Consider the following 25,996-nt stretch of genomic DNA (forward strand, 5'->3'; position numbering starts at 1 on the left):
AGAACACCTCAGAATAATTAGCCGTCCAGAGTATTTAACGCTTTGCTGACCTCCTCCCCGTTCTGAGGGGTTAACCCCCTCGCCATTGGCAGGGAGGTTTGAGGGGTCTCATTTAGATCCACAACAAAGCGGATCTTCGACCCCCCGGGGAGGGTCTTCTCCCCGTTACCCCTACCTCCCGCAAGAGCGGAGAGGCTCGGGGTTATGGTTTTCACCGCCTTCCTCAAAATGTTAAACGCTCCAACTAAATCAGCGTTCATCACAACGCCCTCTCCGTGGCACTTAAACAAACCCCTAAAAATTCTTCCATTAGAATGGCGTTGGCCACAGAGGGGGCAAGTTTGAGAAGTGAAGGCCTCACCAACAACCAAAACCTGAATACCATACTCCTCAGCAACCTCAGTTAAGCGTTTAACAACATAATTAAAACGCCAGACGTGAGAGAGGAGGAAGTTTTGCCTTTTGCCCTTATCAGAATTCCTCGCTATGCCCTTGGGATAACCAACTACAATTCTCGAAACGCCCAAGTGGTAGAGTTTTTCGACGGTTTGCCTTACGGCAGTGTTAACGTAGTGCTTTGCCTGAAGTTTTGCTTTATTGTGCATCTTCCTGAGTTTTCTACTCGTCTTAGCACCAGATTTGTTGAGTTTTGACTGATACTCTGCAATCTTCTTCCGCCAGTAAAAATCAATGCTTTTGAGGGGTCTCCCATTCACGAGGAAGCTTTCTCCATTTTCAACATAAACGGCCATTAAGTTGTTCACTCCAAGGTCTATCCCCGCTGAAAGGTTTCCTTTCGGAGTTCTAGGAACGTTTACCCATTCTTTGCCCTCAAGTTTTTCCTCGACAGTAAAGCTGATGTGAGCGTACCACTTTCTCTTTATGGAGTCGTAGGTTATTTCTAACCGCCCCTGTTTTCCCTTCAAGTGTATCCCACCCTTGAACTGGATTTCAAGTTTTTTGAACTTGCCGAGCCTCCTCAACTCGAGAACATTCCCATTAACTTTGTACTGGTCGTTCCTGAGGGGAATAATGAAGAGTTTTCTGCCGTTTTCCTCCTTGACGAATTTTGGAGGCTTTGGTTTAAACCATTTGGGGAGTTCCCCCTTCTTTTTCTTCCTGTTGAGTGAGAAGAATGAACGCCATGCTCCAGCATTCTTTCTGGCTAATTGTTGAACAGTTGAGCCCCCAATCCAGTTCTTGAACTCATAATAAGCCTCTTTTTCAGTTGTTGAGAAGTCTATTTTGCCAAATTCTTTGAATTGTTTGAGCCTCCGGTAGTTGAGTTTGTTCCAGACTACTGCTGTCGCGTGAGCTAACTCGAAGAGAATTTCCCTCTGTTCTTTTGATGGTTGGAGTTTGACCGTTACTGCACGCCTCATTCCAGGGTATTGTATGTGTTTTGGGCTTTAAAAAAGATTGCTTTTCCGCTTAACGGCTAATTTGCCTTAGAGTACACCCCCTAAAGAACTAGACTTGCGAAAAGAGAAACGTCAAAATTAAACGGGAGGCTCAGCGCCTCCTCCGAAGGACGAGGAGCGCCGCTAAGATGACGATTATTCCCGGTCCGCAAGTGCCCCCTGACTCGGTTGGGGAGGGCTGGGCGCTGGAGGAACTCGAACTTGAAGAGCTGGTTGTCCCACTCGGCGTGCTCGACGTCGTCTCGGATGGGGTGGCCGGAGCTTCGGTTGATGTCGTCTCGGTTGGGGAGGGGCTCTCCTCAGGTTTAACCGTGATGGTGATTCTCCTGACGTCCTCCCCTCCGCCGTCGTCCCTCACCTTCAGGGTTACCGTGTAGTTGCCGGCCCTCTCAAAGACGTGCACCGGTTCGGCCTCGCTCGATGTGCTTCCGTCTCCGAAGTCCCAGTTCCAGCTCACTACCTCTCCGTCCCTGTCGTAGGATTTGTCCGCGAAGCTTATCTCCTCCCCGGCCTTCGGCTCCTTTGGCAGGAATGCGAAGTCCGCGGTCGGCGGATAGTTCTGTGGCTCAACGGTTATCTCCTTGTAGTAGGTTCCCTTCAGTCCGCTCTCATCTTCGACGGTCAGCATAACCGTGTAGGAGCCGGGGTTCGTGTAGGCATGCCGCGGGTTCCTCTCATTTGAGGTTGAGCCATCGCCGAAGTTCCAGCTCCACTTGGCAACGCTTCCATCCGGATCCATGGAACTGTCCGTGAAGCTAACCTCTTCTCCGGCCCGGATCTTCGCGGGCGAATAGCTGAAGAGCGCCGTTGGCTTCTCGTTGGGTAGCACCTTGAGGTTCGCCGAGCACGTGGAGTTTGCTCCCCACGGGTCGTAGACCCGTAGAAGAGCCGTGTACGTTCCCTCTTCACTGTACCTGTATCCAACCTCCGTGGAGTTGCCCTCGACGATGTTTCCATCGCCGAAGTCCAGCTCCCAGCGGAGGGAGTCGTTGTTCGGGTCGGTAAGGTCGAGCGAGAACGTCACGTCGAGGGGGTTCTTCCCCTGGCTCGGAGAGGCGGAAATCGAGCATTCGGGAGGTTTGTTAAAGACCTTGATGAGAGTTGTGAGGTCTATCTTGAAGAAGCCGAAGTTGAAGACTATGGGGCTCACCTCCCTCGTGAGGTAGTAGTCTCCCCTGCTCGGCACGTAGAAGTCCAGGACGAGATGTCCGTCCTCGCTGTCAGTGTATATCACGCCCGTGGCGTTGTACCATTTGCTCCTATCCTCTATCCGGCCCGAGTAGGACACCAAGACGCTGGTCTCGTCGGAGAAGGTTACCTCGTGGGTGCTGACCCTTTCGTAGCCGTAGTTGCCCTCTATCGTGCCCTCAACGGTGCCTATTCCCTTCACTCCGCCCCCGCCTTTTACGTTCAGCGAGACTCCAACGGTGAAAGTGTTCCTGCTCTTTTTCCAGTTCAGCTGCTTGGTGTACTGCTCGTAGGCGCTTCCGACCTTTCCGGCCTCAATCGTGAAGACCCCGAGAACGTTCTCGGCATCGTAGTTCTTTAGCTCGGTTATCTTTGTGGGGTAGGTGTTCAGGTCGCCTATCTCGTGAAGGCTGGAATCGTAGTTGACGAAATGGACGTTCGGCGGGCCCTTTGGAACGCTCACGAGTATGTACTGCTGCTCGCCGTTGATTACCGCCAGCTCGGGCGGGCTTATTATCGGGAACTCGTAGAGCTCATAGTCGGTGCTGACATAAAGCGCCCCATCCGCCATGTCCGAGAGCAGGTCGTAGGTGACGGTCGTCTCGTAGGACTCGCCCCGTTCCCTCTCCATCTTGACGCCGAGGGATGTCTTTATGGACAGCTCTGTTCCGCCTCCGAGGCTTTTGCTTCCGGTCGTTATTTTGAGTCCCATGCTCATCTTTACGTCGTGGGTGGCCTTTATGGTCGCGACGGTCTTCTCACCGTGCTTGGTCTTGTACTCGGCGTAGAATATCCCCGTCTCGTTTATCACGTCAAAGTCCACAGGCGGCGCGTTGATGGCGGCTATTACCTCGTTCACCACGCTCATAGTTGCCCTGTTGGGCGGTCCGACCACTATGGAGTCTCCGTTCACATCCCCCGCCGCCAGACCGGCCCCGTACGTGAACTCCGTCTCCAAACCGTCTGGTCCGTTCAGGAGGTCTCCCCCCATGTTGTAGGCCTTGACGCGGCCGTTCTGTGATGCCCAGAGTATCTCATCGACCCCGTCGGTGTTTACATCACCGAGGGCTATCCTGTCGCCCTTCTGGAAGGGGATTGTGAACTTCGCTATCTGAACGGCCTTGTACTGACTGTTCTCTTTGGTGAGCGAGAAGATGTGGATGCCCCTCGTTGAGAGGTCCTGGCTCGCTATGACTATCTCGTCCAGCCCGTCGAGGTTTACATCCCCCGTGGCCATCTCGTCCCTCGCCTTCAGGTTGAAGTGATCCTCCGTGGAAAAGCTCCCCAAGACGTTGCCGCTTGTGTCGTAAACCGTCACCATGTCCTCGTCGTAGTCCGCGTGCACTATCTCAGCTCTGCCGTCGCCGTCGAAGTCTCCCGCACCGATGGAGTCCCCTATCTCAAAGTCCTCGACCTTGAACTCGTTCAGGACGTTGAAGCCCTCGTCGAAAACCTTTATCCAGTTGTTCCTGTCGGCGAAAATTATCTCCGCCTTTCCATCCCCATTCACGTCCCCGCAGGCCAGGTCGTCTCCTTGCTCAAAGTTTACGTCGTGTTTTCCAAGTTCTGACCCTTCCATCGTGTAGATGTATATCTTGTCCGTGCTCCGGTCACCCTGAATTATTTCCGCCCGTCCATCGCCGTTAACGTCGCAAGAAACGAGCTCGTCCCATTTTTCATATCCCGTGTGGAACTTTCCCAAGAGGCCACCGGTCTCGTTCTCATAGGTCCAGAAGTAGTCTCCCCTATCGCCTATGATGATTTCCTCGTTTGCTATCACCATTCCCCCGGAGCCGTAGAGAAGGTCCGCATCCTCGGCTCTTACGGGATGCAGGGGCACGGTAAGTAGGGAGATAGTAACAAATAGCAAAATCAAAAGGGCAGTTCTCGTTTTCATAAAATTTGCCCCCTTTCCGGTTTAGGTTTACATGGATCCGCAGAAAAGCAGACCTACGTAAACCCATAATACCATTGGCCTTTGAAATATAAAAGAGTTTTCATCCACGTGTTACCCCCTTGGAGGGAAATGGTGTAGAGAGCTTTTTAAGCCTCCACCCTTATGCTGTAACATGCTTGAAGTGATTTTCCTCGGCACCGGTGGGATAATGCCGACGCGCGAGAGGAACGTTCCAGCTATTGCCCTCCGCTATAAAGGTGAGGTTATACTCTTCGACGCCGGAGAGGGCACGATGAGACAGATGAACACCGCAAAGCTCAGCCCGATGAAGGTTGAGAAGATCTTCATAACTCACTTCCACGGCGACCACTACCTCGGTCTGGCGGCTCTGATACAGACGATGAACCTCTGGGACAGGGAAAGGCCCCTCCACATCTACGGTCCAAAATACACCTTCGAGTTCGTCCAGCACTTTCTTAACAGCGGCTTCTTCAGGCCGGGCTTCGATATACACGTGCATGAGCTCGGAGAGACGAGGCTGAAGTTCGGTGATTACGAAATCTGGAGCTTTAAAGTAGAGCATGGGATTCCGGCTCTGGGATACGTTTTTAAGGAAAAAGACCGGCGCGGGAAGTTCCTGCCGGAGAAGCTGAGAGAATACGGCCTGAGCGAGGGACCGATACTCGGGAAGCTCGAGCGTGAAGGTAAAATCGAGTGGAACGGGAAAACGATTTACCTCGAGGACGTCACCGGGCCGAGGAGAAAAGGCCTCAAGATAGCTTACACCGGCGACACCGAGCCGACTGAGAGGGTAAGGCTCTTCGCCGAGAGGGCGGACCTCCTGATCCACGAGGCGACGTATCTGAATCCCGCCCATAGAGGCGACAGCTACCACTCGACGGTTGAGGAGGCCTGTGAAGTCGCTAAAAAGGCCAAGGTAAAGCTCCTCGCCCTCTTCCACAGGGCCTTTCGCTACACCTACGACGAGTACCTGAGCGAGGCCTCGCGGATATGCAGGGACCTCGGAGTGGATTTCATCGTCCCGAGGGACTTCGACGTATTGACGTTTAAATCGGGCGAATTGGGCGTGAGAAACCTTCTGGAGGAGAGAGGATGAGCTATCTTCGCTACGTCAGGCTCATAGGCACGATGCACGTTTCGCCGAAGAGCAGGGAGGAAGTTATCAGGACGATACTCAATGAAAAACCCCATGCCGTTGCGATAGAGCTCGACAGGGCGCGCTTCCTGGCCATGAACGAGAACCGGAGGATGACCTTCGAGGATGCCCTCCGCTTCGGCAGGAAGGGGCTGATAAACTACGCTTTAGCCAAGGTGGAGGAGAAGCTTGGCGAGGAGTTCGGGATGAAGCCCGGTGAGGAGATGAAAGCAGCCATAAGCGCCGCTCAAGCCCTTGGCGTTCCCCTTTACCTCATAGACGAGGATATAAACGTCATACTCTCCAAGATAGCCGCCGCCCCGGGGAGGGAGAAGCTTCTCATGGCCCTGGAGGCTCTGGGAATATTCCTGCCCGTCAGGCTCGGCGAGCCCTCCGACCCAATGGCCGAGTATCGGCTCATGATGGTTCAGTTCCAGAGGAGATATCCCTACCTCTACCGCGTTCTGGTGGAGGAACGCAACGAGGTCATGGCGAGGAACCTCATTTCAATAGTCGAGAACCTAAGGCTCCGGGGAATTAAAAAGCCTAAGGTTATAGCCGTCGTCGGTCTCGGCCACAAGCCGGGGATAGAGCACATCCTTGACAGGGCGAAGGAGCGGAGGTTCCGCTCACCCTACTGGACCGCGGGGGTGGTGTGATGGAGAGAAGGCATCTGATCTGTCCGCTCTGCGGTGGGACTGATTTCAAGGTTGAGGAGGGCAAGATAGACAGCAAATGGGGCTTTACCGCCCACAAGGTCAAGATAGTCATCTGCAGGAACTGTGGCTACGTCATGATGTTCCACAAGGGGAGAACCATCTGGGACTTCGACTGATTCGTTACTTTTATATTTAGAACCGCCACAGCATTCTTGGGGATTCACCATGAAGGACAGACTCGAGAAGATGCTCAACGTCAAGATCCTTGAAATCGAGGAGCTTGAGGACAAGATAGTCGTTTACGTTCCGGAGGACCAGGTGAGGATAGCCGTTGGGAGCGGCGGTGCCGCCGTTAAGGCGGCAGAGCTTGTAATCGGCAAGAAGATCGAAGTGAAGGGCAGGTAACTCTACGGGGCATTCCGATGGGCTACGAACCGTGGAAGGACGTTCACAGGGGTGCTGGAAGAAGGGAGCTCGAGGATTTACTGGTTTCTTTTCTAGTCCTCGCCCTGCTGTTTTCCAACTTTGACCCCTACGCGATTCCGTACTCCGTCATCGCAGTTCTAACTGCCTTCGTCTTCCACGAGCTCGCCCACAGGCAGGTGGCGCGGCACTACGGTTACAGGGCGTACTACAAACGCTGGGACACGGGCATACTCTTGGCGCTCCTCATGGGCGTAGCGACGCGCCTTCTCACAGGAACGGCCTGGATATTCGCCGCCCTCGGTGCCGTTCAGGTCCACGCTCCCTACGCGGTGGATTCCAGGGAGGCCTTCGGGAAGATAGCGCTCGCTGGTCCGGTCACCAACATAGCCGTCGGTGCTGCCGCTCTGGTGGCCACAAAGGCGGTGGTTCCGTTCACCCCAGTCTGGTGGGCCATCAAGACGACGGCAACGGTCAATCTGTGGCTGGCGTTTTTCAACCTGCTCCCGTTCCCGCCGCTGGATGGCTCGAAGGTCGTCCGCTGGAACGCTGGCTACTGGGCGGTCTCCATCGGCGTCGCCTACCTGCTCTTCAGATTGGTATAACACCTTCGGTGATACAGAAGGGAAAGGTTAAATAGGCCCAGCCTCACTTCTATCACGGTGGTTCCAATGGAGTACAAGAATCCGCTGGGTGTTGATATTGACCTCGAAACCGGCGTCATTCCCGGGGCCAAAAAGCTCGTGAGGAGACTCAGCGACCTGAAGGGATACTTCGTCGATGAAAAAGCTTACGAAGAGCTTCTCAAGGAGAACCCGGTTGTCTACGAGGTTTACGCGATTGAGCAGGAGGAGAAGGACGGCGACCTCAACTTCGCAACCACCGTCCTCTACCCGGGTAAGGTTGGAAGGGAGTTCTTCTTCACCAAGGGCCACTACCACTCAAAGGCGGACAGGGCGGAGATATACTACGGCATCAAGGGGAGGGGCGGAATGCTCCTTCAGACGCCGGAAGGGAAGGCTGAATGGATAGAGATGAAGCCAGGAACGGTTGTCTACGTTCCCCCCTACTGGGCACACAGGACGGTAAACACCGGCGACGAGCCGTTCATCTTCCTGGCGGTCTATCCGGCCGATGCGGGCCACGACTACGGTAGCATAGCCGAGAAGGGCTTCTCCAAGCTGGTGGTTGAGGAGAACGGCGAGGTAAAGCTGGTGGACAACCCAAAGTGGAAGGAGTGAGCTTTTAATTTTCCTTTTCTCACCGCAACCCTTATTAACTTTCAGCAGTTACATCACTCCCGGTGATACAATGTCCTGGGACGCTCTCTACTCATCGGCCTTCGATAAGGTTCGCGAAAACATCGGGAAAATCGGTGGGGTTCTCCTCGCGTACAACACGAACATCGACGCCATAAAGTACCTCGATTCAGCCGACCTGGAGCGGCGGATAGAGCTGGTCGGAAAGGACGAGGTTATACGCTACTCCGAGGAGCTTCCTGGGAAGATAACCTCCCTTGAACATCTCCTCGGCGGGATTCTCTGGAGCATCAGGCGGGGCAAGGCGGCGGAGCTGTTCGTGGAGAGCTGCACCGTCAGGTTTTACATGAAGCAGTGGGGCTGGGACGAGCTGAGGATGGGCGGCCAGGTCGGGATAATGGCCAACCTCCTCGGCGGAGTTTACGGAGTTCCGGTGATAGCGCACGTTCCCCAGGTCTCGAGGCTTCAGGCGAGCCTCTTCAAGGACGGACCGATCTACGTCCCCAGGGTCGAGGACGGAAAACTTAGCCTCGTCCATCCGAAGGAGTTCCGGGCCGACGAGGAGAACTGCATCCACTACATCTACGAGTTCCCGCGCGGGTTCAGGGTTCTCGGCTTTGAGGCGCCCCGCGAGAACCGCTTCATTGGCGCCGCCGATGATTACAATCCAAACGTCTACATAAGGCCCGAATTCACCGAACACTTTGAGGAGATAGCGAAAAAAGCCGAACTGGGAATCATCAGCGGTCTTCAGACCCTAACGGGGGAGAACTACCGCGAGCCTTTAGAAGAGATGGTGCGCCACCTCGAAATCCTGAACGCGAGAAACGTTCCTGTTCACCTTGAGTTCGCCTTCACGGCCGATGAAAAGGTCAGAAAAGCCCTCGTTGATGTGCTCGGCTCGTTCCACAGCGTCGGCCTCAATGAGGTCGAGCTTGCTTCAATAATGGAGGTCATGGGTGAGAAGGGCCTCGCCGAGAAGCTCCTCGCCAATGATCCAGTGGACCCAATCGCGGTTACAGAGGCCATGCTGAGGCTCGCCGAGAGAACCGGAGTTAGAAGGATTCACTTCCACACCTACGGCTATTACCTGGCACTGACCGACTACAGGGGAGACTTCATCCGTGACGCGCTGCTCTTCGCGGCTTTAGCTGCTGCCGCCAAGGCGAAGCTCGGTGATGTACGCTCGATAGACGACGTGGTCAGGGCTATGGACGTCCCGGTGAACGAGAAGGCTGGAGCTGTGGAGGAAAGGCTTGCCAGGGAGTACGGCATGAAGAACGGCATCGCTGAGATAAATGGCTACCAGCTCTCCTTCGCCCCGACGAAGATAGTGAAAAAGCCAAAGTCCACAGTCGGAATCGGCGACACCATATCGAGTTCGGCCTTTGTGGGCGAGTTCGCCCTCCGCTAAGTTTCATTTCTACGCCAAAGTTAAAAACAAATGGGCCCAAGTATTGTGCAGGAATCAGGGGTGGTTACCATGAAGACGCTTATTCTTGCGGGGGGCAAGGGAACGCGCCTCTGGCCGCTGAGCAGGGAGCTGATGCCGAAGCAGTTCGTTCGGTTCCTGGACGATCGTTCTCTCTTCCAGAGGACCGTGGAAAGGGTGCTCAATCTTGGGTTCTCAAAGCCGGATGAAATATTCGTCGTGACCAATAAGGCATACCGGTTCAGGGTTCTCGACGACCTGAGGGAGCTCGGCCTGGAGCTTCCGAGGGAGAATATCCTGCTCGAACCGGAGGGAAAGAACACCCTGCCGGCCATCTACTGGGGCATAAAGCAGGTTGAGGAAACCTTTGGGGATTCAATCGTCGCCGTTCTCCCAAGCGACCACCTGATAGAGGCCAACGAAGCCTATGAAAGGGCTTTCAGGAACGCGGAGAGGCTCGCCCGGGGTCATCTGGTTACCTTCGGGGTAAAGCCGACCCGGCCCCACACCGGCTACGGTTACATAAAGCCGGGCGAGGCCCTGCGGGAGGATGACGAGCTCCTCGGCTACCGCGTCGATGAGTTCAAGGAGAAGCCGGACTTCGAAACTGCCAAGCGCTACGTTGAGAACGGCTACTACTGGAACAGCGGCATGTTCATGTTTGATACCGAGGTCTTCATTGAGGAGATCCACCGACACGCCCCCGACGTGTACGAGGCCTTTGAGAACGCCGAAAGTGTGGATGAAGCCTACCGCGCCGCCCCTGATATAAGCATAGACTACGGAATCATGGAGAAGACGGACAAGGCCGCGGTGGTACCCCTTAACGTCTACTGGAACGACCTGGGCAGCTTCGACGCCATCTATGAGGTTATGGGGAAGGACGAGAGCGGAAATGCCGTAAAGATTGGGGGCAGGAAGTCGGAGTACATTCCCCTGAACTCCCGGAACAACCTCGTGATGACGGAGCGCCTCACCGCGACGGTCGGTGTTGAGGATCTCATAATAATAGACACGGACGATGCCCTTCTCATCGCGCACCGCGGGGAGAGCCAGCGCGTTAAGGAGGTTTACAAACTGCTCAAGGAGCGCGGGGACGAGAGGGTCTTTGTCCACAGAACAGCTTACCGCCCCTGGGGAAGCTACACCGTCCTCGAGGAGAACGAGCGCTACAAGATAAAGCGCCTCACCGTTCTGCCAGGCAAGAAGCTCTCCCTCCAGATGCACTACCACAGGAGCGAGCACTGGGTGGTGGTTAGAGGCACGGCAAAGGTTCGCGTCGGGGAGAAGGAAATCCTCCTCCGGCCGGGTGAGAGCACGTTCATTCCGGCAGGAGTTAAGCACCGCCTTGAGAATCCCGGCAAGGTGATTCTTGAGGTCATAGAGACCCAGATTGGGGAGTACCTCGGTGAGGACGATATAGTTCGTTTTGGGGACGATTTCGGGAGGGAGTGATGATGGCCGAAGATGAGAAGGAGCCGAAGAATGAGAAGGTCAAGAACTGCGGGGATGAGTGGGAGCGGTTCAGCAGCTCGATATCTTCCCTTTCGCTCAGTCTTCTGCCCACGCTGCTCTTCGTGCTCATAATGTCCTACATAATCGTCGTTGGCCTACAGAACGCCGATATAACCTTTACCGTTCAGGGCCAGGAGGTCACCATAACATACCCGCAGATAAACATACCGGTGGACTATTCGGCCATAAAGAACGCGGTGGTTTACCTGTTCGCCGCGATACTTATCGGCATTCCCGTGCCCCTGCTCTCGGGCAGATGGAAGCCGCTGAAGATACTCGTCTCTCTGATTCAGGCCGGTGCCTTCGTATACGGGCTGTACATCTTCGTCATGATGATAATCAACTTTGCCAGCGCTCTAATGTGAGGTGATTGCAATGGGAAGGCTGTTCGGTACCTTTGGCGTCAGGGGAATAGCCAACGAAATGATAACTCCGGAGTTTGCCCTCAGGATGGGCATGGCCTTCGGAACGATGCTCAGACGTGAGGGAAGGGAGAAACCCCTCGTAGTGGTCGGTATGGACACCCGCGTCAGCGGGGAGATGCTCAAGGGCGCGCTTATAAGCGGCCTTCTCAGTACCGGATGCGACGTCATAGACGTGGGAATCGCCCCCACTCCTGCGATACAGTTTGCAACGGCGCACTTCAAGGCCGACGGAGGGGCGGTAATAACCGCTTCCCACAATCCACCCGAATACAACGGCATAAAGCTCCTCGAACCCAACGGCATGGGACTTAAGAAGGAGAGGGAGGCGGTAGTTGAGGATGTTTTCTTCAACGAGGATTTTGACAGGGCCAGGTGGGACGAGATAGGCAACGTTAGGAAGGAAGACGTCATCAGACCCTACATCGAAGCGATAAAGAGCAGGGTTGACGTTGAGGCCATCAAAAAGCGGAAGCCCTTCGTGGTTGTCGATGTCTCCAACGGCGCCGGCTCACTAACGCTCCCCTACCTTCTCAGGGAGCTCGGTTGCAAAGTGGTGAGCGTCAACGCCCACCCGGACGGCCACTTCCCGGCCAGAAACCCGGAGCCGAACGAGGAGAACCTGAGGGGTTTCATGGAAATCGTTAAGGCCCTCGGGGCGGACTTCGGCGTTGCTCAGGACGGTGACGCAGACAGAGCAGTATTCATAGACGAGAACGGGCGCTTCATTCAGGGCGACAAGACCTTCGCGCTCGTCGCTGATGCAGTTCTCAGGGAAAACGGTGGCGGACTGCTCGTCACCACCATAGCCACATCCAACCTTCTCGACGATATAGCGGAGAGGAACAACGCGGAGGTTATTCGCACTAAGGTCGGAGACCTCATCGTGGCTAGGGCTTTGCTTGAGCACAACGGAACGATAGGGGGGGAAGAGAACGGCGGCGTTATCTTCCCGGACTTCGTCCTCGGCAGGGACGGGGCGATGACAACGGCAAAGATAGTCGAGATCTTCGCAAAATCAGGCAAGAAGTTCAGCGAGCTGATAGATGAGCTGCCGAAGTACCACCAGTTCAAGACGAAGAGAGAGGTTGATGGGGACAGGAAGGCCATAGTTGCCAAGGTCGCCGAGCTTGCCAGGGAGAGGGGCTACACCGTTGACACCACGGACGGAACCAAGGTGCTATTCCCCGACGGCTGGGTTTTGGTCAGGGCCAGCGGAACGGAGCCGATAATCAGGGTCTTCAGTGAGGCAAAGAGCGAGGAGAAGGCCGAGGAGTACCTCAACCTGGGACTTGAGCTCCTGGAGAAGGTAATTGAGGGTTGATTTCCTTCTTAATTTTCTCTTAAAACCCGATAGAAGCCAAATGAAAAATAAAGAAGAAACCAACTCAGCCGCTCTTTACGTAGAACCCCATTGGAATCTCCGTGGAACATGAGCTGAACCAGCCCGTCTTGAACTTGTACTTCTGGGAACTCTTGAAGGCGTGAATCATCACCGACGGGCCACTCTCTTTTATGGTTCCGTCTATTGTCACACTTCCAGCTTTCTCATACTGAACCGATGCCACTAACCCTGCAACGGGTGCAGGTGCACCAAAGGCAACGGCAATTGCACCTACTGGCATCCCCATTCCAAACTTAACGCCGCAGTCTCCACTAACTGCCTGGAACAGGTACGCCAGGGTTATTCCTTTGTTCGCTGCAAGTGGATACTGTAAGCCCTCTTTAGTAAATCTAAAGAACGTCCAGTCAAAATCCGGACTTCCAAGAGAGGTTCCACCATCCATTATGTATCCGTTGACGCCTTTACTTGCCTTTACGTCATATATCCCGATGTCTATCCTCTCCCTGCCAGTCTCACTGCAGCCGTACGCCCCCATTCCCCCGGCGCAGATGTATTCTTTTTCATGCCTGTAGTATGGTTTGGCCAGGATGTATATGTATCCCATTTTGCCCTTTGGAACGTCCACGATGTCTCCAAAGTAATAGTGGCCCTCAACCGGGACCCATTTCTTTCCGTATATTGTTACTGACGATGACAGAACCTTAACGGGGTCGCCACTCCTGAACTTTGCCTCCAAGTCGGTTCCATACGCCAGGGTCGCCGAGAACTCCGTTTTGTAGTCTGCCTTGAGCGATATGGAAGCTTGAAGCTTTCCTTTTCCGTTCCTGTTATCAATAATCAGCAGAGGAACATTAATGTAGTTCTTTGCTTCCCAGGAGTCCTCCGCGGGTCTCCATTCATAATAGTACCCTCCTTCGCGGAGGGGCTTTGGGAGGGGGTCTTTCTCAAGAATTGTGACTGGAACCCTCTTAGTGGTTCCCTTCAAATCTTCCGCCGAGAGAAGGGTTGAACCAATGCCCCTGTGGAGGATTCCCTTTTCCCTGTCTATGACCCACACGGAAACCCTAACCCCATAGCGTTTTTCTTGGCTTATTCGGGGAAGGAGTTTCCGCAGGTTCGCTACCTTCACGATGCTTCTCGTCGTGTCGAGCTTCCATATCCCGGTGCGCTTGATTCTGTAGTGGCCGAGGGTTTTAATACCCGAGGGCGTGGCAACGTCAACCTGGACCTGAATCTCGTAGTTCCCCGAAAAGCCCCTGAGAACTCTGCCCTTCTCATCGGTCAGAACTATGGTCATTCCGTCCTTCGGAGGTACCCATTCTGCCGATACCGACGTTGCCATTAGAAGTGTTATTATTATCAACACCATGAAGGTTCTTATTTGTTTTATAATTGAGCATCACCATAATGACTTATATTAATAGTATTTTTAAAGTTTTCGGCAAATTAATCGGTCGGGAACCCAATTTTTAACATAAAAACGTCAAAAAACTTGGTGGACTATAGGCCTTTCCACTCTTCTAACAGTTTTCTTCCTTCTTCCACACTCCTTGGAACCGGCAGGCCCAGGCCCAGGAACAGCTCGGCCAGGGGAGGTACGTCAAGGTTGTGCCCCCTCAGAAGCTCCGGGTTTCCGAGTACCTCCTCGGGCGTTCCGACGGTGACTATTCTCCCCCCATCCATCAGGGCTATCCTGTCGCACAGAGCCAGATAATCCGCCTCGTGGGAGGCCAGTATTACCGTCTTCCCCTCGGCCCTAAGCTCCGTTATCAGTTTCCTCATAATCTTCTTGCCTTTAAAGTCGAGGTTGGCGAAGGGCTCATCGAAGGCTATCACCTCCGGCTCCATAGCCAAGACCGTGGCTATTGCTATCCGCTTCTTCTCGCCGAAGCTCAGCTCCTTGGTTTCTCTCTCGGCGTATTCGAGCATCCCCACCTTTTCAAGCGCCCACATGACGCGCTCCCTCAGCTCCTCTCCCCTTAGACCCAGGTTGTATGGGCCGAAGGCCACGTCCTCGAACACGGTCGGCGAGAAAAGCTGGTCGTTGGGGTCCTGAAAGACTATCCCGACCTTTCTCCGTACTTCCTTCGGCTTTTTTGAAGGGTCAAGGCCGTCCACAATGACTCTGCCCTTCTTCGGCCTGAGTATGCCGTTGAGGTGCAGCATGAGGGTGCTCTTTCCCGCTCCGTTCGGCCCGAGGAAGCCGAACAGTTCTCCCCTCTCAATCGTGAGGGTTATCCCCCTAAGCACTTCTCGGCCTGAGTAGGAGAAGTGGATATCCTTCAGTTCTATCATATCAGCAGACCTCCTAACGCGAGCAGGGCCAGGGTTGCGGTCTTTGCATTGGGTCTCGGCTCTTCCAGGCTGGGAAACTCCCCGAAGCCCCTGGCGAGCATGGATTTGTATATTCTCCCGTTTCTGAGGTACGCCCGGACGAACACTTCACCGATGAGGGAGCCGAGTTTCCTGTAGTACTCCCCCTTTCCCACACCAAATGCCCTTGAGTCCAGGGCGCGCTTCATTCTCGTTGCCTCGTCCGTGAAGAGGTCAAGGTAGCGGTAGGTGAACGCCAGGGTTAGCGTGAGTATCTGGGGGAATCTCAGCGCTTCCATCTCGGCAAGAATCCTTGAAAAACCAACGGAGTTAGTCACGACGAGGGCCGTTCCCGCGGAGAGAAAGGCTTTTCCGAGGAGCATGAAGAAGGAGTATATCCCCTCGTGGGTTATCGGGCCGATTGGTGTTTCCAGAATGGGCTGTCCCGGGTTGAAGAGCGCCATGATGAACAGAAGCCCCTCAAAACCGAGGAGGAAGCCGAGCTTTTTGAAAAGGCTCCTCTTTGGTCTCATGATGAGGATAACCGCCAGGAAAAGGAGTCCAAAATAGGCCAGCTCTGTTGGGCTCTTTCTCGTCACAACCCCAATTGCATAAAGGAAAATGAAGGGCAGGTACACCTCAGGCACCCTTGGCGAGCTTTGCCAGTCCGTAGCCAACCACAAAGGTCAGTCCAATGCCAAGCAGGCCCATGATCACGCTCTGACCCCAGGTTTCACCGTAATCGAGGGGTGCTTGATAGACCGGGTTCTCCTCAAGGCCGACCTTTTCCATCGTTGCTTCCAGTCCATCTGGGTTGCTCGATGCGAGGGGCAACACTATCGCCAGCACGACGGCTATGATTATCAGGCCTTTAAAAATCGTCCTCATGCGGGCACCCCCTCAATTGATGGAAGCTTTGCCCTTACGGCGTAGACTATCAGGACGGTGAGTATCGCCTCGCCGATTCCGATTATCGAGTGGTAGCCTGCCATCAGGGTGAGGACCTTGAGGAAGGGGAGTCTGTGGCTGAGACCTATTTCAACCGCCGCTAGGGTTGCCCCTAAGACAACGGAGAGCCATGAGGCGAGGGCTATAGCGAAGGTCTCGTTGATGCCCTTGAGCTTCGTGTAAACCGCGTAGCCTATGAACGCTCCAATAAGCCCCATGTTGAGGATGTTGGCCCCTATCGCGGTTATTCCTCCGTCCCCGAAGAGGAGCGTCTGTATGAGCAGAACCGCCGTCATGACGATAACAGCTGCATAGGGCCCGAGCATTATGGCAACCAGCGTAGCCCCAAGCAGGTGGCCGCTTACTCCTCCTATTATTGGGAAGTTGACCATCTGCGCCGCGAATATACCCGCCGCGAAGAGGCCCAGGAGGGGTATCTTCTCCTCCGGGAAGTCCTTCAGCTTCCGTACCGCGTAGGCTATTCCGGCTATCGTCATTGCGTAGGTTATGACTATAACGGGTGTACTCAACAGTCCATCCGGGATATGCAACCTAAACACCTCCGGTGGTTTTGTTGTGCTATCGATTGAATAAAGAGTAGCACGAAATAAAAGTGTTTTTTAAACCGCGTATTACCAACCAAAGGTCTGAAACGGCGTTTTAGATGAGACATCAAGAAAAGGGGATAAGTGGGGGTCAGAGGTAGCCCCTATCCTCTTCCTCCGGGGTGGGGGGCATCTGCTGCTCCAGCATGGCCCTCTGCATCTCCTGGACCTTCCTGAGTATCTCCTCCGTCTCCTTGGCGCGCTCTTCGAGGGCGGTCATGTCGAGCTCAAGACCGAGGATTTTGGTCACAGCCAAGAGGACGGACTTTGCGGCCTTGGCATCCACGATGTAGCCAAGACTCTCGCCGAGAAGGCTTATGCCGTACATTGAACGGAGCTTGCCCATGCCAAGCAGGAGACCCGCGGCACCGACTATCGCTCCCCCCTCGTCCTCGCGCCAGATAACCTCAACGCTGCATCCCTCAAGCTTTCTCTGATAGTACTCAACCAGTTCCTCGTGGGTTACCGCCGCTAAAACCTTCGGCTCCCCCTGGAGTTCGGGCACCTGATAGCCGCCCATTGTGATTATCTCGCGGACGCCGAACTCATTGACAAAGTCCAGCATCTTCCCCACGACCTCGAAGTGGCCGGGGCTGTCGGTGGGCGGAACCTGCTGGTCGCCGGTGATGATTATGATGTCCCTGCCGTTCTCGTCGGGGTTCTTCCAGTAGTAGAATTCGTTCTTCATGAGCTCAACGACGGAGTTCTTCTTTATGAGAACCTGATGCATGAAGTGTGGTGAGTAGAGGTCTGCGAACTTGACCGCGTTGAGCTCCTGAATGAGGTGCTCCGCGGCTAGCTTTCCGACCAGGCCTATCCCGGGGAGACCCTCTATGAAGACCGGGTCCCTGAGTTCTGGCCTCTCGTAGACGTGAATCACGGACTCCTTCATCTCAATCCCTCCCTGCTATGCCCAGCTGCTCGCGCTTCAGCCTTCTCCGGTACTCGCCGTAGGGGTCCTCCGGTGAAAAGCGCGGTGGATGTGCCACCTTGGTCTTCTCACCGCAGACGGGACATATCTCCTTCAGCGTGTAGCGCCCGCAGCCGGGGCACTTCCTGATCCGGAAGTGCATCATGAACCCCTCTTCTTAACCTTCTTAATGCGCTTCTCCTTCCTGATGAGCGTCGCTTCACCGCCGGCTTCCTTTATGACGCGGAGTATCTCCTCGGCTATGTTCTCAAGGACCTCCTCCGCCTTGTAGTAGTCCGGGGCGGTGATGTCTATCCTGTACCTCGGTGCTCCCTGGTAGGAGAACTTGACGTCTATCTCCTTCTCCTCGTTGGCCCTGTCGCGGGCCCTTATGAGGGCTTCCCTGATTATCTCGATGCCGTCGGGCTTCGGGACCGTTATCTCAAACTCCGCGTCGATCGTAACGGTTGGAATCTCGACGTAGGCCTCGATTATCGGCTTCAGGGCCTCCGCCCACTCGTCGCTGATGAGGTCCTTGAGGACGTCCATGCCGTTCTGGGCGGCGTCTTCAAAGGCGGCGTAAACCTCGCCGTACTCCTCCTCGAGGGGAACCCAGACCTCGCGCCAGGCCGTTTCGAAGTCCTTCCCTATCTTCTCGGCCGCCATCTTGAGGAGGTTCTCGGCCTTCTGGGCGCGCTTGTACTCCTGGAGCTTGGCCTTCCTCTGCTGCTGGTTCACCCTCTTGAGGCTCAGGTCAATGTGCCCCTTGCTCGGGTCAACGCGTATAACTTTGGCGACTATCTTCTGGCCCTCTTTAACGTGGTCCCTGATGTTCTTGACCCAGGTGGAGGCGACCTCGCTTATGTGCATGAATCCCTCCTTTCCGGGGTACTCGTCGAGCTTGAGAAATGCACCGTAAGGGTGAATGCTCTTGACGGTAGCAACCACGAACTCTCCCTCTTCGGGGTACTCTTTGGCTTTCCTCGGCATTACAACCACCTCTAATTTTCTCTGCCTGGGTAAGTTACGAAAAGAGGTATTTAAAGTTTAGCAGAAGCCTCCGGGCACGGAGGCAAAGGAAAGGGAAAGGTTCACTCGAGAACCTCGAGTATCTTGGCCTTGATGACGCCCTTTCCGCCGGTCGGCTCGACGAGGGTCGCGCCGCAGACGAGGCAGCGGACGGTGGTTGCCGGGTTGCTGAAGACTATCTGCTCGTTGCCGCAGTCGATGCACTTGACGCGGAGGAACCTGCTCCTCGGCATCGGGATAAGGTTCTTCGGGAGCGCCATGGATCACACCTCCACCAGCTCAAACTTCTTAACGCGGAAGCCCTGTCCCCTGGTGTGGGCCTTGCCGCAGACGGTGCACCTAAAGCGGAGGTCGAGCTTCTTGACCGGCTTCTCCCTTCCGGCCGGGTTCGGCCTTGGGAAACCGCGGTAACCCTTCATGATCCTGCGGAAGCGCCTCTGGCCCTGGCTGAGCTCGCTCCTCGGTCTCTTCTTGACCTTCTCGACCTTGTGGATAGTGTGCTTCTTACAGTAGGGGCAGTAAGTCCTTATCTGCTTCGGATACTTCATTCTCTCACCTCCACGCAGAGGCCCGGTGGGTTCCTACTCGCCCCAGCCTCGGACACCCCCGAGCCGTGAGGCATGATAGTGCCTGCAAACCCCGGTAGCCGCGAGGCTTTAAAAAAGTTTTTGCTTGCGCGAACCACGGGCACCCAGTATAAAGTTGAATTGGGAAAAGAACGGGCGGAAATGCCCTCACTCGGCGGGTGCGTAGTAGCAGCGCTTCGGTGAGATGATTTTGCCCTCCTTTTTGAGAACCTTAATGGCTTTATCTACCTCTTTCTTATCGATTCCAGCGAGCTCTGCTATCTCCTTGCTCTTGAGGGGCTTTCCGGCCTCCTTCAAAACCTTGAAAACGAGTTCAACCTCTGCCATCTTCGTCACCCCATGGGTTTGTCAATAGAACCTAAGACGTTTGAACTTAAAAGATTATTGGTCAGAACTGTAGTATGAACGGGACCACGAACGGCACCAGCGCGGTGAGAACGAAGCCGTGGACGAAGGCTATAAGCGCGACCTCGCTGCCCCCGAACTTCGTCATTATCGGCAGCGTCGTGTCCATAGTGGTTGCGCCGCCCATGGAAACCGCCAGTTCCTTTCGCATCTTCCCGATGGCGACGGGGTACAGGAGGACGGTGAATATCTCCCTGGTGAGGTTGGCCAGAAAGCCGAGGGTGCCGTAGACGGCAGAGTACTGAGCTATCAGGGGGCCGGTGATGCTGTACCAGCCGCAGCCGGCGGCAACTGCAAGCCCCCACCTGAGTTCTATCCCCAGGAGAAGGGAAGCTGCGAAGCCTCCGAGGAGCGAGCCCAGAAGGGTGCCGAGGGGCAGTTTTATGGCCAGCCTTCCGAGCTTCCTGATCTCCCCCAGGCGAAAGCTCTGACCGAGGTCTATTCCGATTATCAGTATCAGCAGGTAGAGCATGACCTCGTAGAGGTTGCCGAATTCAGGGGCATAGAAGTGCCCGGTGAGTATACCCGCAATCAGTGCGACCAGAACGTAGACAAGGAACCTCATTCTCTTCCCCCCACGATGAGAGCGATTCCAACGCTTCCCGCTATGGTCAGGGCCGCGAAGACGATGGATGAGCTGATGAGCCACAGGGCGTCTATCTTCACCTTCCCCGCCTCCACGCCCATGAAGAATATCAGGAGCAGAAGTGCGGCGCTCATGGGGGCGTCAACGTTCACCTTGCGCCCTTTCCTGCGGAGAACGTAGCCTATGAGAACGCCCGCGATTAGTGGGATGAAGATGTTCATGTAAAAACCTTCCTCTGAAGGTTAATAAATGTATCGAGGGGCTCGGAGGGTGTTCACGTCATCATCCGTGAGCTTTCAGTTTGCTTGCTAATCGTCATCGCCCTTAACCCGTTACAGTCACGCATTTTTAAACCTATGCGGGCAAAGGTTTTTTACGACAACCATTCATCATTCAAATGGTGGTTCACATGATTCGTGCATCCGAACGGGCCATGGGCATCGAATACGCCATAAGGGACGTTGTTCTCCCGGCGAGGGAACTTGAAAAGAAGGGAATAAAGGTAATAAGGCTCAACATAGGCGATCCGGGCAAGTTTGATTTTCAGCCGCCAGAACACATGAGGGACGCGTACTGCAAGGCCATTCAGGATGGGCACAATTACTACGGACCGAGCGAAGGCATTCCCGAGCTGAGGGAAGCTATAGTGGAGCGTGAGAGGAAGAAGAACGGCGTTGACATAGCTCCCGACGACGTCCGCGTTACCGCAGCAGTCACAGAGGCGCTGCAGTTCATATTCGGCGCTCTTCTCAACCCCGGCGACAACATCCTCGTCCCGAGTCCCAGCTACCCACCCTACGTTGGCCTCGTCAGGTTCTACGGTGGAATCGCCAACGAGTACCTCACCGTGGAAGAAAATGGTTGGCAGCCCGACATAGATGATATGAGGAAGAAGATTAACGATAGAACAAAGGCCATAGCGGTAATCAACCCGAATAATCCAACGGGAGCTCTTTACGAGAAAAAGACGATTAAGGAGATGCTGGACCTTGCCGGCGAATACGATCTGCCAGTGATAAGCGACGAGATATACGACCTCATGACCTACGATGGCAAGCACGTTTCTCCGGGTTCTCTCACGAAGGATGTCCCGGTTATAGTAATGAACGGCATGTCCAAGGTCTACTTTGCCACCGGCTGGCGTCTCGGCTACTTCTACTACGTTGACCCCGAAAACAGGCTTGCAGAAGTAAAAGAGGCCATAGACAAGATGGCCAGGATAAGGCTGTGTCCCAATACACCAGCTCAGTTTGCTGCCGTGGCCGGCCTCACGGGGCCGATGGACTACCTCGATGAGTACATGGCTAAACTCAGGGAGAGGAGGGACTACATCTACAAGCGCCTCAACGAGATTCCGGGGATAAGCACCACCAAGCCCCAGGGAGCCTTCTACATCTTCCCGAGGATAGAGGAGCGCTCCAAGTGGAAGAGCGACAAGGACTTCGTTTTGGATGCCCTCCATGAGGCCCACGTGCTCTTTGTCCACGGCTCCGGTTTTGGCTACGCCGGCGAGTGGCACTTCAGAGCAGTCTTCCTGCCACCGGTTGAGATACTTGAGGAGGCCATGAACAACTTCGAGGCCTTCATGAGAAAGAGGCTTTCTGGGTGAACTCTTGTCTTTTTTCTCTCCTGGCTTTCCTCTTCTCCAAGCCTCGCCCTTCAGGACTGGGGGAGATGAGGACCATTAAAAAGAGAGATCAGCCGCCGGAAACTACCGGGATAACCTCAACGTAGTCGCCGTCCTTCACGTTCTCGTCTTCAAGTGCTACCCTCCCGTTGAGCTTTGCTATGGCGCTCTCGGTGTTGAATCCGACCTCACGGAGAACGTCGGCCACCTTCATGCCCTTCTGCCACTCGACCTCAGTCTCGATTCCCCTTCCCAGGACCTTGACCTTGATCATCTCTCACCACCTTCATGAACTCCGAGGGAGTCTTTTATAAACCCGCCGGAAGCCAAAAAACTTAAAAACCCTCCCCGGCTCATATAACCTGGGCACGGGAGTGCCGCGGTAGCCTAGCCTGGTAGGGCGCCGGCCTGCTAAGCCGGTGGCCGTTGGCCACAGGGGTTCAAATCCCCTCCGCGGCGCCAAAATCTTTCTCCGGGTCGAATGCCGGGATAGCCTAGAGGCGAGGCGGTGGACTGCAGATCCGCTTTACGGGGGTTCAAATCCCCCTCCCGGCTCCATAACAAACTTTTGCAAGGCAAAAGTTTGATCAAAAGTTTGTGATTCCTTTTGAAAAGTGTGTTCTAGAGTGGATTTCTTTGAAAACTCCTTTTGGACAGAAAGATGATTTATTCCAAGGAGTGTTTCAGGAGGGTTCAAGCGTTTTTGGCGCTCCTTCGGAGCGCGGTTCAAGTGGAACCCACGTGAAAAAGCTTTATTTTCGATGACTCAACCTTCTAAAGGTTGAGTTTGGACTTGAAATCCCTTCTGCAAAGGAGCTTTACCACGAATCACAAACTTTTGGTGAAGCTTTTTCTAAAAGCTTCCTGTACTCTCAAACCCCCGAGATGGGGCTTCGCCCCACAACCCCGTTTCTATTTAAACTACTGGGGGGCTAACGCCCCCACACTCCTAGAACTTTGCCTGTGCAGGGTTGCTCGATAGAGATGCATCAAAGCTGGTATGCTTTTTGCACCTGGTTCGTTGGGGGGTTTGACTTCTAAATTGGCAATTTCAAAGTGTGTTTTCATGTTTGAGCGCCCTTCGGGCGCCCTTTTAAAGCAAACACTCATTAAGTCTCCCACCGTGAGTGCAAACCCCTTTCAAACACAACTCTTGAAGAAGCATGCCGACTTTTGACTACTCCTTTTTTGAACAGTTAAACCCTTTTGATCAACCTTTGCTCAAGCAAAGCTTGCCGGGGAACAAACCATAAATACCTCCCCGCTTACCTTACCTTCGATGAGCGCCCCGGTCTTCAACTCAAAACTCTGTGCGGTCTGCAAGGGCAGAAAGCTCCTCTGCGGAAGACCCACCTGCCCGATTCTTGAACGCTTCAGGGTAGCCCGCACCGTCGAGCAGAGATTGAACAAACGCCACCTATTCGGCTCTTCTCCGCCGAGCATTTTCGTTGGTGAGTACGGCTACCCAAAGGTTAGAATTGGTCCCCTCGTGCCGCCGATTGAGGGAAACACCAGCCACCTCGACAGCCCGCTGAAATGGGAGGACAAGACGATAAAGGACATCCTCTACTACCGTTCCCTTCTCGTCATGGGTGAGACCAAAGCGGATGTCCACGTGAGGCGGAGCGGCAGGATACTCGGCGAGGTTCAGGAGCTGGCGATGTCGATAAAGCCTGTTGACAGCGAGATTCTGCTGAAGAAAAAGCCCGTCCTTAAAGTCCTCCCAAGCGAGTTTGCCCCACCTATAGGGCCGAAGGCCGAGCTTCTTGACTTCGAACTGACCGAGAATCCCCGCATTCCGCGGAGGACGGATTACGTTGTCAGCGACGAGCTGAAAGCCGAGCAGGCCATAATGCGCCTCTATAACTGGGGCTTCGACGAGTACTACATTATAAGACTCCTCTCGGCTGGACTTCTCGGGGTAGACAAAAAGCTCGTTCCAACGAGGTGGAGTATAACGGCCGTCCAGGACACCATAGGCAAAAACCTGAGGCGCGAGATTCTCCACTATCCAGAGATTAACGACTACGAGGTCTACTTCTACCGATTCCTTGGAAACCGCTACGCTGTTCTCCTGATTCCGGAGAGCTATGCCTTCGAGCTTCTGGAGGTATGGCTGAAGGGTTCTCTCTTCGGGGCTGGCGAGCCCAGCGTTATTCATGACTACGAGGACTTCCGGGGAAGAAAGGAGTACGTGAAAGAAACAGCCGGAGCATATCACGCCGCAAGGCTGAGCGTCCTTGAAGCCCTGAGAGCAAGGAGAAGACAGGCAAGGATAGTGGTCTTCCGCGAGGTCACCCCTGAGTACTACGCCCCAGTCGGGGTTTGGCAGATTCGGCTTGGAGTGAAGAAGGCGATGGGTAACTTAATCGGACGCTTCGAGACGCTCAACGAGGCTCTCGACGCTATAAAGAGGCGCCTCGAACATCCCTTCGAGAAATACCTTGCGAGAAGCTACATCCTCGGAAGCCTCGCGAGGCAGAAAACTTTAGACGAATGGCTCGGAAAGAATTTATACCGCCTCAACAGAGAGAAAGCAGGTGGATGATGACCACTCCATCCCACTGAAGATGATGAGTGCACGTCAGGCTGACACCGGTTGGAGGTGATAACGTGGAAGGGGTTGACGTTGTTAGGGAACTCATGAGGATTGAGAAGAAACTTGAGCATATAGAGAAGCTCCTTAATGAGTTGCTTGAAACCGAGGAGAGCTATGCCCTCATGAAGCTCTCGGAGGAATCGCTAAAGGGGTTCCTTGAGGACGAACCTGACCTTTATTCTGAGAGAGACCTTAAGGTGAGATACAGATGAAGGGAAAGATAGTCCTTGTGCCGTTTCCATTTACAATCCTAAAGGGCACCAAACTTCGCCCTGCCCTTGCGCTGTTTGAAGACAGAAACGACGTTACACTCGCCTTTATTTCCTCAAGAGTTGAGAACTATAACCCTAAAACCGACGTTCTGATTGAACAGGTTCATCCCGAGTTCCACCTAACTGGCCTTAAGGTTTCATCTTTTGTTCGGCTCACAAAGATAGCGACAGTTCAGAAGGATATCCTTATCGGAGAGCTCGGAGAAATTGGGGCACTCCTCAAAAAGGAGATAAATCAAAAGATATGTTCGCTTTTGGGGTTTGAACCATGAGAAAGAAGCTTGCCCTCATAAGCCTCGACGGAAACGGCGTTTACAACCTCAAGCATATGCCCTTCCTGAGCGAACTCGCTGAAAGCGGGGAGTTTGCGGTGGTTGACTCCATCTTCCCAACGCTCACTGATTTGGTCCACACCAGCGTGATGACCGGCGTCTGGCCCAAAGACCACGGCGTCGTCGAGAACGGCTACTACGACCGCCTCACTGACAGGAAGGTCAACTTCTACGACTACGAGGTGGCATTCAATCCGCATAAGGTCATCAAAGCGCCCACCATCGTTGATATCCTCCGACAGAGAGGCATCAGAACGGCGAGCGTCTCCGGCTATACAATGCCACCCTTCAGCGGAACCGATGTGAGGATTTTTCCTCCGTTCTTCGCGAGCGACAAGATGTACCGCCAGCACGGTCGCGACTGGAGGAAGGACGTCTGGGTTTTAAACTCTGCCCTCTACCTCTACGAGGAGTGCAGGCCCGATTTGCTCCTCGTTCACTTCGCCTCGATTGACGGGATGAGCCACGACCACGGCCCCTTGAGTGGGGGGGCCATGAAGGCCGTTGAGACCGTTGATACGGCTGTGAGAACCCTCTGGGAGAGACTGAAGGACGACTACGCCTTCATAATCTTCGCCGACCACGGACAGGAGGAGGTTCACACCTGGGTGAACCTGAGAACCTACCTCAGGAAGAATGGCATTGAGACGCTGCGTGTTTCCTCGGGCGGTGGGGTTCATGTCTATCTGAGGGATCCAAACGAGGCCGAGAACGCTTTTGAGGTCATCAGGAAGGCGCCGGGCGTTAAGGCCGTCTTCTTTCGTGATGATTTGGAGCACCTCAACAGCCCGAACAGCGGCGAGTTAATAGTTTCTGCCAAGCCCGGTTACTGGTTCTGCTCCCACAGGATGTGCAAGGGGGTAAAGGGAGTGAGCCACTGGGTTAAGGGGATGCACGGCTCGATGAACGAGCCAGTCCTGAAAGTTCCGCTGATTCTCTGGGGATTCGAGAAGGTTGAGCTTGAAAACGCGAGCCTCATGGACATAGCGCCGACGGTTTTGAAGTTCTTTGGCTTAGAAAAGCCGGGGAATATGGTGGGGAAGAGTTTGGTTTAGAGGAAAGCGAG

General features: G+C 54.4%; 31 protein-coding genes and 2 tRNA genes. 17 read left to right on the plus strand and 16 right to left on the minus strand.

Annotation, left to right across the window (positions count from 1 at the left end; genetic code table 11):
- Nucleotides 1–17 precede the first annotated feature (17 nt).
- On the minus strand, nt 18–1,382 hold the full coding sequence (locus tag FH039_RS03935; RefSeq protein ID WP_139680285.1) for an RNA-guided endonuclease InsQ/TnpB family protein: 1,365 nt from the start codon (nt 1,380–1,382) through the stop codon (nt 18–20).
- Between the two features lie 130 nt (nt 1,383–1,512).
- Entirely contained in the window at nt 1,513–4,479 is a 2,967-nt protein-coding gene (locus tag FH039_RS03940; protein WP_240703274.1) for a PKD domain-containing protein, read from the minus strand.
- A 199-nt stretch (nt 4,480–4,678) separates the two neighbouring features.
- Between FH039_RS03940 and FH039_RS03945 the strand changes: the two genes are divergently transcribed.
- The 10 genes from FH039_RS03945 to glmM all read left to right on the plus strand — a co-directional run bounded on the left by FH039_RS03945 (nt 4,679) and on the right by glmM (nt 12,696).
- Nucleotides 4,679–5,623: a ribonuclease Z gene (locus FH039_RS03945; RefSeq protein WP_139680286.1), complete on the plus strand. Its 945-nt coding sequence runs from the start codon at nt 4,679–4,681 to the stop codon at nt 5,621–5,623.
- Nucleotides 5,620–6,321: a TraB domain-containing protein gene (locus FH039_RS03950; protein WP_139680287.1), complete on the plus strand. Its 702-nt coding sequence runs from the start codon at nt 5,620–5,622 to the stop codon at nt 6,319–6,321. Before FH039_RS03945 ends, FH039_RS03950 begins: the two co-directional genes overlap by 4 nt.
- Nucleotides 6,321–6,497 carry a hypothetical protein gene (locus FH039_RS12130; RefSeq protein ID WP_168188367.1) on the plus strand — a complete coding sequence of 59 codons (177 nt, stop codon included), beginning with the start codon at nt 6,321–6,323 and terminating at the stop codon, nt 6,495–6,497. The genes FH039_RS03950 and FH039_RS12130 overlap by 1 nt, the downstream gene beginning before the upstream one ends.
- Before the next feature lie 49 nt (nt 6,498–6,546).
- Entirely contained in the window at nt 6,547–6,726 is a 180-nt protein-coding gene (locus FH039_RS03955) for a KH domain-containing protein (RefSeq protein WP_139680288.1), read from the plus strand.
- Nucleotides 6,727–6,743: 17 nt separating this feature from the next.
- Entirely contained in the window at nt 6,744–7,349 is a 606-nt protein-coding gene (locus FH039_RS03960) for a site-2 protease family protein (RefSeq protein ID WP_139680289.1), read from the plus strand.
- Nucleotides 7,350–7,415: 66 nt separating this feature from the next.
- Complete coding sequence (locus FH039_RS03965; RefSeq protein ID WP_139681632.1) at nt 7,416–7,985, plus strand: glucose-6-phosphate isomerase; 570 nt, start codon at nt 7,416–7,418, stop codon at nt 7,983–7,985.
- Nucleotides 7,986–8,055: 70 nt separating this feature from the next.
- A complete protein-coding gene (locus FH039_RS03970) occupies nt 8,056–9,417 on the plus strand; it encodes an ADP-specific glucokinase (RefSeq protein WP_139680290.1) in 1,362 nt (453 codons plus the stop codon).
- Nucleotides 9,418–9,486: 69 nt separating this feature from the next.
- Nucleotides 9,487–10,890: a mannose-1-phosphate guanylyltransferase/mannose-6-phosphate isomerase gene (locus tag FH039_RS03975; protein ID WP_139680291.1), complete on the plus strand. Its 1,404-nt coding sequence runs from the start codon at nt 9,487–9,489 to the stop codon at nt 10,888–10,890.
- The gene (locus FH039_RS03980) at nt 10,890–11,315 is read left to right on the plus strand and encodes a hypothetical protein (protein WP_139680292.1); all 426 of its coding nucleotides are present in this window, start codon (nt 10,890–10,892) and stop codon (nt 11,313–11,315) included. Before FH039_RS03975 ends, FH039_RS03980 begins: the two co-directional genes overlap by 1 nt.
- 10 nt (nt 11,316–11,325) lie before the next feature.
- Nucleotides 11,326–12,696 carry a phosphoglucosamine mutase gene (gene glmM, locus FH039_RS03985; RefSeq protein WP_139680293.1) on the plus strand — a complete coding sequence of 457 codons (1,371 nt, stop codon included), beginning with the start codon at nt 11,326–11,328 and terminating at the stop codon, nt 12,694–12,696.
- Nucleotides 12,697–12,760: 64 nt separating this feature from the next.
- Here glmM and FH039_RS03990 read toward each other — a convergent pair whose 3' ends face one another.
- From FH039_RS03990 to FH039_RS04050, 13 genes are all read right to left on the minus strand, one after another.
- On the minus strand, nt 12,761–14,086 hold the full coding sequence (locus FH039_RS03990; RefSeq protein WP_139680294.1) for a hypothetical protein: 1,326 nt from the start codon (nt 14,084–14,086) through the stop codon (nt 12,761–12,763).
- Between the two features lie 131 nt (nt 14,087–14,217).
- The gene (locus FH039_RS03995) at nt 14,218–15,012 is read right to left on the minus strand and encodes an energy-coupling factor ABC transporter ATP-binding protein (protein WP_139680295.1); all 795 of its coding nucleotides are present in this window, start codon (nt 15,010–15,012) and stop codon (nt 14,218–14,220) included.
- The gene (locus tag FH039_RS04000) at nt 15,009–15,668 is read right to left on the minus strand and encodes an energy-coupling factor transporter transmembrane component T family protein (protein WP_139680296.1); all 660 of its coding nucleotides are present in this window, start codon (nt 15,666–15,668) and stop codon (nt 15,009–15,011) included. Before FH039_RS04000 ends, FH039_RS03995 begins: the two co-directional genes overlap by 4 nt.
- A gap of 1 nt (nt 15,669) precedes the next feature.
- Nucleotides 15,670–15,918, minus strand: a complete 249-nt coding sequence (locus FH039_RS04005) for a PDGLE domain-containing protein (protein ID WP_139680297.1) — start codon at nt 15,916–15,918, stop codon at nt 15,670–15,672.
- Nucleotides 15,915–16,529 (minus strand): energy-coupling factor ABC transporter permease, encoded by a 615-nt coding sequence (locus tag FH039_RS04010; RefSeq protein ID WP_139680298.1) that lies wholly within the window; start codon nt 16,527–16,529, stop codon nt 15,915–15,917. The genes FH039_RS04005 and FH039_RS04010 overlap by 4 nt, the downstream gene beginning before the upstream one ends.
- A gap of 145 nt (nt 16,530–16,674) precedes the next feature.
- Nucleotides 16,675–17,475, minus strand: a complete 801-nt coding sequence (locus FH039_RS04015) for a proteasome assembly chaperone family protein (RefSeq protein ID WP_139680299.1) — start codon at nt 17,473–17,475, stop codon at nt 16,675–16,677.
- 1 nt (nt 17,476) lies between these two features.
- Entirely contained in the window at nt 17,477–17,656 is a 180-nt protein-coding gene (locus FH039_RS04020; RefSeq protein WP_058938544.1) for an RNA-protein complex protein Nop10, read from the minus strand.
- Complete coding sequence (locus FH039_RS04025; protein WP_139680300.1) at nt 17,656–18,483, minus strand: translation initiation factor IF-2 subunit alpha; 828 nt, start codon at nt 18,481–18,483, stop codon at nt 17,656–17,658. The genes FH039_RS04020 and FH039_RS04025 overlap by 1 nt, the downstream gene beginning before the upstream one ends.
- 101 nt (nt 18,484–18,584) lie before the next feature.
- Nucleotides 18,585–18,782 carry a 30S ribosomal protein S27e gene (locus FH039_RS04030; RefSeq protein WP_012571194.1) on the minus strand — a complete coding sequence of 66 codons (198 nt, stop codon included), beginning with the start codon at nt 18,780–18,782 and terminating at the stop codon, nt 18,585–18,587.
- 3 nt (nt 18,783–18,785) lie between these two features.
- On the minus strand, nt 18,786–19,070 hold the full coding sequence (locus FH039_RS04035) for a 50S ribosomal protein L44e (RefSeq protein ID WP_014012391.1): 285 nt from the start codon (nt 19,068–19,070) through the stop codon (nt 18,786–18,788).
- 186 nt (nt 19,071–19,256) lie between these two features.
- A complete protein-coding gene (locus FH039_RS04040) occupies nt 19,257–19,436 on the minus strand; it encodes an HTH domain-containing protein (RefSeq protein WP_014788305.1) in 180 nt (59 codons plus the stop codon).
- Nucleotides 19,437–19,497: 61 nt separating this feature from the next.
- Nucleotides 19,498–20,079, minus strand: a complete 582-nt coding sequence (locus FH039_RS04045) for a lysine exporter LysO family protein (RefSeq protein WP_139680301.1) — start codon at nt 20,077–20,079, stop codon at nt 19,498–19,500.
- A complete protein-coding gene (locus FH039_RS04050) occupies nt 20,076–20,321 on the minus strand; it encodes a hypothetical protein (RefSeq protein WP_139680302.1) in 246 nt (81 codons plus the stop codon). Before FH039_RS04050 ends, FH039_RS04045 begins: the two co-directional genes overlap by 4 nt.
- Before the next feature lie 188 nt (nt 20,322–20,509).
- Here FH039_RS04050 and FH039_RS04055 point away from each other — a divergent pair, with 188 nt between their 5' ends.
- The gene (locus FH039_RS04055) at nt 20,510–21,709 is read left to right on the plus strand and encodes a pyridoxal phosphate-dependent aminotransferase (RefSeq protein ID WP_139681633.1); all 1,200 of its coding nucleotides are present in this window, start codon (nt 20,510–20,512) and stop codon (nt 21,707–21,709) included.
- An 88-nt stretch (nt 21,710–21,797) separates the two neighbouring features.
- Here FH039_RS04055 and FH039_RS04060 read toward each other — a convergent pair whose 3' ends face one another.
- Complete coding sequence (locus FH039_RS04060) at nt 21,798–22,001, minus strand: MoaD/ThiS family protein (protein ID WP_139680303.1); 204 nt, start codon at nt 21,999–22,001, stop codon at nt 21,798–21,800.
- A 102-nt stretch (nt 22,002–22,103) separates the two neighbouring features.
- Between FH039_RS04060 and FH039_RS04065 the strand changes: the two genes are divergently transcribed.
- The 6 genes from FH039_RS04065 (at nt 22,104) to FH039_RS04090 (ending at nt 25,985) form a co-directional block, all read left to right on the plus strand.
- Nucleotides 22,104–22,189: transfer RNA gene (locus FH039_RS04065), tRNA-Ser, on the plus strand.
- A gap of 21 nt (nt 22,190–22,210) precedes the next feature.
- Nucleotides 22,211–22,285: transfer RNA gene (locus FH039_RS04070), tRNA-Cys, on the plus strand.
- Nucleotides 22,286–23,006: 721 nt separating this feature from the next.
- The gene (locus FH039_RS04075) at nt 23,007–24,275 is read left to right on the plus strand and encodes an Nre family DNA repair protein (protein WP_139680304.1); all 1,269 of its coding nucleotides are present in this window, start codon (nt 23,007–23,009) and stop codon (nt 24,273–24,275) included.
- 65 nt (nt 24,276–24,340) lie between these two features.
- Nucleotides 24,341–24,538, plus strand: coding sequence for a hypothetical protein (locus FH039_RS04080; RefSeq protein ID WP_139680305.1), 198 nt, complete (start codon nt 24,341–24,343; stop codon nt 24,536–24,538).
- Nucleotides 24,535–24,870 (plus strand): type II toxin-antitoxin system PemK/MazF family toxin, encoded by a 336-nt coding sequence (locus tag FH039_RS04085; protein ID WP_168188368.1) that lies wholly within the window; start codon nt 24,535–24,537, stop codon nt 24,868–24,870. Before FH039_RS04080 ends, FH039_RS04085 begins: the two co-directional genes overlap by 4 nt.
- Complete coding sequence (locus FH039_RS04090; RefSeq protein WP_139680307.1) at nt 24,867–25,985, plus strand: alkaline phosphatase family protein; 1,119 nt, start codon at nt 24,867–24,869, stop codon at nt 25,983–25,985. Before FH039_RS04085 ends, FH039_RS04090 begins: the two co-directional genes overlap by 4 nt.
- Nucleotides 25,986–25,996: the final 11 nt, after the last annotated feature.

Source organism: Thermococcus indicus, from assembly GCF_006274605.1.
Classification (GTDB): domain Archaea; phylum Methanobacteriota_B; class Thermococci; order Thermococcales; family Thermococcaceae; genus Thermococcus; species Thermococcus indicus.

Coding starts and splice junctions, on each gene's coding strand:
- FH039_RS04025 (WP_139680300.1), bottom strand. CDS start 18,483: ATGCCGAGGAAAGCCAAAGAGTACCCCGAAGAGGGAGAGTTCGTGGTT.
- FH039_RS03970 (WP_139680290.1), top strand. CDS start 8,056: ATGTCCTGGGACGCTCTCTACTCATCGGCCTTCGATAAGGTTCGCGAA.
- FH039_RS03935 (WP_139680285.1), bottom strand. CDS start 1,382: ATGAGGCGTGCAGTAACGGTCAAACTCCAACCATCAAAAGAACAGAGG.
- FH039_RS04055 (WP_139681633.1), top strand. CDS start 20,510: ATGATTCGTGCATCCGAACGGGCCATGGGCATCGAATACGCCATAAGG.
- FH039_RS04060 (WP_139680303.1), bottom strand. CDS start 22,001: ATGATCAAGGTCAAGGTCCTGGGAAGGGGAATCGAGACTGAGGTCGAG.
- FH039_RS03955 (WP_139680288.1), top strand. CDS start 6,547: ATGAAGGACAGACTCGAGAAGATGCTCAACGTCAAGATCCTTGAAATC.
- FH039_RS04040 (WP_014788305.1), bottom strand. CDS start 19,436: ATGGCAGAGGTTGAACTCGTTTTCAAGGTTTTGAAGGAGGCCGGAAAG.
- FH039_RS12130 (WP_168188367.1), top strand. CDS start 6,321: ATGGAGAGAAGGCATCTGATCTGTCCGCTCTGCGGTGGGACTGATTTC.
- FH039_RS04090 (WP_139680307.1), top strand. CDS start 24,867: ATGAGAAAGAAGCTTGCCCTCATAAGCCTCGACGGAAACGGCGTTTAC.
- FH039_RS04045 (WP_139680301.1), bottom strand. CDS start 20,079: ATGAGGTTCCTTGTCTACGTTCTGGTCGCACTGATTGCGGGTATACTC.
- FH039_RS04020 (WP_058938544.1), bottom strand. CDS start 17,656: ATGCACTTCCGGATCAGGAAGTGCCCCGGCTGCGGGCGCTACACGCTG.
- FH039_RS03980 (WP_139680292.1), top strand. CDS start 10,890: ATGATGGCCGAAGATGAGAAGGAGCCGAAGAATGAGAAGGTCAAGAAC.
- FH039_RS04030 (WP_012571194.1), bottom strand. CDS start 18,782: ATGGCGCTCCCGAAGAACCTTATCCCGATGCCGAGGAGCAGGTTCCTC.
- FH039_RS04075 (WP_139680304.1), top strand. CDS start 23,007: ATGAGCGCCCCGGTCTTCAACTCAAAACTCTGTGCGGTCTGCAAGGGC.
- FH039_RS03950 (WP_139680287.1), top strand. CDS start 5,620: ATGAGCTATCTTCGCTACGTCAGGCTCATAGGCACGATGCACGTTTCG.
- FH039_RS04050 (WP_139680302.1), bottom strand. CDS start 20,321: ATGAACATCTTCATCCCACTAATCGCGGGCGTTCTCATAGGCTACGTT.
- FH039_RS04085 (WP_168188368.1), top strand. CDS start 24,535: ATGAAGGGAAAGATAGTCCTTGTGCCGTTTCCATTTACAATCCTAAAG.
- FH039_RS04035 (WP_014012391.1), bottom strand. CDS start 19,070: ATGAAGTATCCGAAGCAGATAAGGACTTACTGCCCCTACTGTAAGAAG.
- glmM (WP_139680293.1), top strand. CDS start 11,326: ATGGGAAGGCTGTTCGGTACCTTTGGCGTCAGGGGAATAGCCAACGAA.
- FH039_RS03995 (WP_139680295.1), bottom strand. CDS start 15,012: ATGATAGAACTGAAGGATATCCACTTCTCCTACTCAGGCCGAGAAGTG.
- FH039_RS03945 (WP_139680286.1), top strand. CDS start 4,679: ATGCTTGAAGTGATTTTCCTCGGCACCGGTGGGATAATGCCGACGCGC.
- FH039_RS03960 (WP_139680289.1), top strand. CDS start 6,744: ATGGGCTACGAACCGTGGAAGGACGTTCACAGGGGTGCTGGAAGAAGG.
- FH039_RS03965 (WP_139681632.1), top strand. CDS start 7,416: ATGGAGTACAAGAATCCGCTGGGTGTTGATATTGACCTCGAAACCGGC.
- FH039_RS04005 (WP_139680297.1), bottom strand. CDS start 15,918: ATGAGGACGATTTTTAAAGGCCTGATAATCATAGCCGTCGTGCTGGCG.
- FH039_RS03990 (WP_139680294.1), bottom strand. CDS start 14,086: ATGGTGTTGATAATAATAACACTTCTAATGGCAACGTCGGTATCGGCA.
- FH039_RS04015 (WP_139680299.1), bottom strand. CDS start 17,475: ATGAAGGAGTCCGTGATTCACGTCTACGAGAGGCCAGAACTCAGGGAC.
- FH039_RS03975 (WP_139680291.1), top strand. CDS start 9,487: ATGAAGACGCTTATTCTTGCGGGGGGCAAGGGAACGCGCCTCTGGCCG.